The sequence below is a fragment of the Sesame phyllody phytoplasma genome (assembly GCF_018390775.2).
GTDB classification, from domain to species: domain Bacteria; phylum Bacillota_I; class Bacilli_A; order Acholeplasmatales; family Acholeplasmataceae; genus Phytoplasma; species Phytoplasma australasiaticum.
Genome location: NZ_JAHBAJ020000022.1, coordinates 1 through 6,400 on the forward strand (window position 1 = coordinate 1; position 6,400 = coordinate 6,400).

Below are 6,400 nucleotides of genomic sequence, written 5' to 3' on the forward strand. Positions count from 1 at the left end.
TGAAGTGTGATGGACACCAAATTAGTGCTTAAAAGAAGATAAATTATGGCAAGCCGGATGCTTGGAAACTTGCTTGTCCGGTTTAGATGGGGGCTGTTTGTAATAGATATCAAAAATACCAATTTTGATATTGAAACGCAAATATTCTATCTATATAGATAATAATTGGGAACGTTTAAATAAGGTTTATAATATGTTAATTTCAGGTGATACAACTATTTATGAACCTTTAGAGGGGATTCAAAGTGCCTACAATAAAGGTATTACTGATGAATTTATTCCTCCTTTTATTTGTGATACCCAAAGTTTAATTAATGATGATGATGGAATTATTTTTGTTAATTTTAGACCAGATCGAGCAGTAAGATTAGCTGTAGCTTTATCTAATCCTTTGCAAATTAATCATTTTCAAACACCAAATAAAACAATTTTCAAACCAAAAAAAATAATTAAAAATATTTTATTAGTTACAAATAGTTATTATTCTCATTTAGTAAAGGGATGTGTTGCTTTTGAGCAAAATGAATTAAAAAATATTTATAGCGAAGTTATTTCTCAACATGGGTTAACACAATTAAGAATTGCTGAAACAGAAAAATATCCTCATGTAACATTCTTTTTTGACGGGGGTAAAGAAAAAAATTTACCTAATATAAAAAAAATATTAATTCCTTCTCCTAAAGTAGATACTTATGATCAGAAACCTGAAATGAGTGCTTTTCAAGTTGCTGCAGAAGCTAAAAAAGCAATATTAACAGGTAATTTTGATACTATGATTTTAAATTTTGCTAATCCTGATATGGTAGGACATACAGGATCTTTAAACGCCACTATTAAAGCAATAGAAGTTGTAGATAAATGTTTAAATATAGTAACAGAAACTATTTCATCTGTAGGCGGAACAGCTGTTATTGTAGCAGATCATGGTAATGCAGAACAGATGTGTGATGAATATGGAAATCAACATACAGCTCACACTACAAATTTAGTACCTATTATTATAACCGATAGTTCTTTAACTTTGCGATCAGGAGCTTTATGTGATGTAGCCCCAACTTTATTGCAATTATTAAAATTAAATAAACCTCAGGAAATGACTGGAAAAAGTTTAATTTTATCAAAAAAATAAAATAAATCGATTAATTGATAAATTTTATTTATTTATTATTAAAAATTAAAATATTAAATAATATCTAAGGAGTTTATAAGGAAATGCCTTTTATTAAAAATATTATTGCTCGTGAAGGGGCGCCAAAGAGGCCTAAATATCGCGTTATCTAACCAATAACCAGTGCAGATAAACACTGAAAGGATAAGAATGGTTCGTTAAACGAAAGAATAGTGAATTACAGCAGTTCTTAAAAGCGGGTTGCGACGAAGAAGTAGTTAGTCAAAAAGATTCCGCCACCTAATAATCCTATGGATAAGCCTGAAATGGCCTAAGAAGTTAAGAAGATGTAATTTTATAACCTGTCTCAATAAGCTACTATAATAACTGATGAGTTCAGAATCTATCAACATAAACTTACGTATTGGATGGTTATCAGTTAAAAACCTGGAATCTCACAATACTCAAAATGGTCACTTCTCCTAACGGATTAAGGTCGTTTCGTAGCAGGAGAATCCTAAGCTAGTTATTAAATTAACTAATAATGAAATAAAAGTCATTAGGCTCAAGGATAAAGCGACTTTTTAGTAGTCGGAGGAGTAAAACTTAATTTGGAATAATTAAGTTAATCGCCCTCCCAAGATGAAGGTTAACGGCCTTTATAGGGCGAAAGAAGTCAGTAATTTATTGTTTATTCAATGATTATCAATAAGAGAATTGGTGTTTATGTCAACAACTATTTTTAATCCAGAAACTAAACTTTGGCGAACATTGAATATCATTCAAGATTGTTCATTAAATGTTCAACCAGAACTTAAAACGCTGGATTAATAATATAACTCAACAACTACTATCAAACGTTCAATCATATCAAGGTCCATAAGGAATGTCGAATGGGAATATTGATAGTTAAAAACTATAGACGGTATTGAGAATCCTAAAAATTACTGACTTCTTTTGCCCTATAAAGGCCGTTAACTCATCTTGGGAGGGCGATTAACAATTATTCAGAGTCAAGTTTTACTCCTCCGACGTCGCTTTATCACTGAGCCAGCGACATTTTATTTCATTATTAGTTAATTTAATAACTAGCTTTGGAACTACTCAGGTCCTCTAAATATCGACCTTAATCCGTTAGGAGAAGTGACCGTGTGAGTTCCAGGTTTTGATAAACTATCCAATACGTAAGTTTATATTGATAGACTACGAACTGCTCGGTGGTAACTGATCGAACGGGTGCTAAAACCATCTTCTTAACTTCTTGAGCCATTTCGAATCCGGGGTATTGGGTGGCGGGCACGACAACTACTATTTCGTCATGACCATAATATTCACTGCGGCAACCATTCTTATCCTTTCAGTGTTTACACTGAACAACCAGATAACGCGATGACTAATTTACTCTTTGCCTTCTGACAATAATGACGCAATAAAAGGCATTTCTATAAAACTCCTTAGATATTATTTAATATTTTAATTTTTAATAATCAATAAATCAAATTTATCAATTAATCGATTTATTGTTTTTAATAAAGTCCGACTTTTTCCGGTCATTTCCTGAGGTTATTATTTTAATAATTGCAATAAAGTTAGACTATCTATCAAACTCCTGATCTGAGATGAAACTATCGGTATAATAATAGGTACTAGAACGTAGTGTGACTGTATGTTATTTCCATATTCATCACGCATCTGTTCTGCATGACTGTTCCGCCTGATGAAATAGTTTCTGTTACTATATTTAAACATTTATGCGGCTTCTATTGCTGTGGTGGCGTTTAAGATCACCATATCAGGATTAGCAAGAATTTAAAGTATCATAATCAGGTACCTGTTAATATTAACAGCTTTCTGCAGCACAACGAAAAGCTTTTCATTTCAGGTGATCATAGTATCTACTTGGGAGAGGAATAATATTTTAGGTAAATTTTTCTTCCCAAATCCAAAAGATGTTACATGAGGATATTTTTCTGTTTCAGCAATTCTTAATTGTATTTAACCCATGTTGAGAAATAACTACGCTATAAATATTTTTTAATTCATTTTGCTCAAAGCAACACATCCCTTTACTAAATAGAATAATAACTATTTGTAACTAATAAAATATTTTCATTATTTTTTTGGTTTGAAAATTGTTTATTTGGTGAAAATGATTAATTTGCAAAGGATTAGATAAAGCTACAGCTAATCTTACTGCTCGATCTGGTCTAAAATTAACAAAAATAATTCCCATCATCATCATTAATTAAACTTTGGGTATCACAAATAAGGAGAATAAATTCATCAGTAATACCTTTATTGTAGGCACTTTGAATCCCCTCTAAAGGTTCATAAATAGTTATATCACTGAAATTAACATATTATAAACATATTTAAACAATTTAATTATTATCTATATAGATAGAATATTTGCGTTTCAATATCAAAATTGGTATTGCGATATATACAATAGCCCCATCTAAACCGGACAAGCAAGTTTCCAAACATCCGGCTTGCCATAATTTATCTTCTATTAAGCACTAATTTGGTGTCATCACTTCATTAGTTGCAATAAATTATAATCTTTTGCCCTATAAAGGCCGTTAACCTTCATCTTGGGAGGGCGATTAACTTAATTATTCCAAATTAAGTTTTACTCCTCCGACTACTAAAAAGTCGCTTTATCCTTGAGCCTAATGACTTTTATTTCATTATTAGTTAATTTAATAACTAACCTTTAGGATTCTCCAAGTTACTCTAAATATCGACCTTGATTCCTTAGGGGAAGTAACCGTTATGGAAACGGTGAGATTCCAGGTTTTTAATTGATAAACTATCTAATACGGATCAAGTATATTGATAGCCTCTGGACTGCTCGTTTATAGTAGTTTACGACAGGTTAGCTTATTACATCTTCTTAGCTTCTTAGGCCTTTTCAGGCTTTTCCATAGGATCATTCGGTGGCGGTATCTTCTTGACTAACTACTTCATCGCAACCCGTTTTTAAAAACTGCTGTAATTCCTTATTGTTTCCTTTGAGACCGTTCTTAGCCTTTCAGTGTTTTATCGCACTGGTGATTGGTTAAATCACACGATATTTAGGCCTCTTTGGCGCCCCGATCCATAGAATAATATCTTCCAGATATAGAACCAATTTTAAAACCTAATTTTATTAAGTTTTATATAGCAAACCTGATTTGGGAGATGTATCTCTTCCATCAGTAAAAGCATGTAATAAGCTAACCTGTCGTGGCTTTACTATGACGAGCGGTCAGAATATCAATATCGCCAGTCGTATTGGATAGTTTATCAATTAAAACCTGGAATCTCTTACCGTTTCCACTAACGGTTGCTTTACTAAGGAATCCAAGGTCGATATTTGAGTAACTTGGAGAATCCTAAGGTTAGTTATTAAATTAACTAATAATGAAATAAAAGTCATTAGGCTCAAGGATAAAGCGACTTTTTAGTAGTCGGAGGAGTAAAACTTAATTTGGAATAATTAAGTTAATCGCCCTCCCAAGATGAAGGTTAACGGCCTTTATAGGGCAAAAGAAGTCAGTAATTTAGTGCAACTAATGAAGTGTGATGGACGCAAATTGGTATAAAGAAGATAAATGGCAAGCCGGATGCTTGGAAACTTGCTTGTCCGGTTTAGATGGGGGCTGTTTGTAATAGATATCAAAAATACCAATTTTGATATTGAAACGCAAATATTCTATCTATATAGATAATAATTGGGAACGTTTAAATAAGGTTTATAATATGTTAATTTCAGGTGATACAACTTTATATGAACCTTTGGGGGATTCAAAGTTACCTACAATAAAGGTATTACTGGTGATTTATTCCTCCTTTTTATTTGTGATACCCAAAGTTTAATTAATGATGATGATGGAATTATTTTTGTTAATTTTAGACCAGATCGAGCAGTAAGATTAGCTGTAGCTTTATCTAATCCCTTTGCAATTAATCATTTTTTCAAAAGTTAGATAGAAACTACAACTAGCTGCTCGATCTGATCTAAAATTAACAAAGCTAATTCATCATCATCATTAATTAAACTTTGGGCCATCACAAATAGTCAGTATTCTATTGTAGGCACTTTGGTCCTCTGAGGACTAAAGCAAATGTTGTATCACCACAGTAACATGTGTAACTCTTGGCCCCCAAACGTTCTGATATATTATCTATATGAATGATATTTGCATTCAATATCAAAATTGTATTTTGTTATCTATTACAACAAACCCCATCTAAACCGGACAGGCTAGTTTCCAGGCATCCGGCTTGCCATGAGCCCCATCTTCTTTTAACGCAGCTGGTGTCACACTTCATTAGTTGCAATAATACTGACTCTTTTTGCCCTAGCAAAGGCCGTTAACCTTCATCTTGAAATTAACAATTATTCAAAATTAAATTTTACTCCCTCCGACTACTAAAGAATCATACATCTAGCCTAATGACTTTATTTCATTATTAGTTAATTTAATAACTAACGCTAGGATTCTCCAAGTTACTCTAAATCGACCTTGATTCACAGGGGAAAGTAACCGTTATGGAACAGGTGAATTCAGGTTTTTAATTAAACTATCAATACGGATCAAATATATTGATAGCCTCTGGACTAACTCGTTATAATGGTTACGACAGGTCAACATTACATGCTTTTTACTGATGGAAGAAGTACATCTCCCAAATCGAGTTTAAGTTATATAAAACTTTAATAAGGATTTAAAGTGATTCCTATATCGGAAGATATTATTCTATGGATCAGGAGCGCCAAAGAGCCACAAATATCTATTGATTTAATAATCACCAGTGCTGACTAGAACGGTTCTTAAGGAAACAATAAGGAATTCAGCAGTTTTTAAAAGCGGGTTGCGATGAAGTAGTTAGTCAGAAGATACCGCCACCGAATGATCCTGTGGAAAAGCCTGAAAAGGCCTAAGAAGCTAAGAAGATGTAATAAATAACCTGTCGTAAACTACTATAAACAGGCAGTCAGGAGCTATCAATATACCGCTTGATCCCGTGTGGATAGTTTATCATTAAAAACCTGGAATCTCACCGTTTCCGCCTTGGTTGCTTCCCCCTAAGAATCAAGGTCGATATTTAGAGTAACTTGGAGAATCCTAAGGTTAGTTATTAAATTAACTAATAATGAAATAAAGTCATTAGGCTCAGGATAAAGCGACTTTTTAGTAGTCGGAGGAATTAAAACTTAATTTGGAATAATTAGGTCCAATCGCCCTCCCAAGATGAAGGTTAACGGCCTTTATGGGGCAAGAAGTCAGTAATTTGTGCAACTAA

The 6,400-nt window shown here is 32.8% G+C and carries 2 protein-coding genes and 1 pseudogene; 2 read left to right on the forward strand and 1 reads right to left on the reverse strand.

Annotation, left to right across the window (positions count from 1 at the left end):
- Window positions 1-136: 136 nt before the first annotated feature.
- A pseudogene (gene gpmI / locus KHD59_RS02265) lies at window positions 137-1,129 on the forward strand (2,3-bisphosphoglycerate-independent phosphoglycerate mutase); the annotation flags it as partial.
- A gap of 2,074 nt (window positions 1,130-3,203) precedes the next feature.
- On the opposite strand, the gene KHD59_RS02270 reads toward gpmI, so the two are convergent.
- Complete coding sequence (locus KHD59_RS02270; RefSeq protein ID WP_213680508.1) at window positions 3,204-3,347, reverse strand: hypothetical protein; 144 nt, start codon at window positions 3,345-3,347, stop codon at window positions 3,204-3,206.
- A gap of 1,573 nt (window positions 3,348-4,920) precedes the next feature.
- On the opposite strand from KHD59_RS02270, the gene KHD59_RS02545 reads away from it, so the two are divergent.
- Entirely contained in the window at window positions 4,921-5,079 is a 159-nt protein-coding gene (locus KHD59_RS02545) for a hypothetical protein (protein WP_213680510.1), read from the forward strand.
- Window positions 5,080-6,400 lie beyond the last annotated feature (1,321 nt).

Coding starts and splice junctions, on each gene's coding strand:
- KHD59_RS02270 (WP_213680508.1), bottom strand. CDS start 3,347: ATGATGATGGGAATTATTTTTGTTAATTTTAGACCAGATCGAGCAGTA.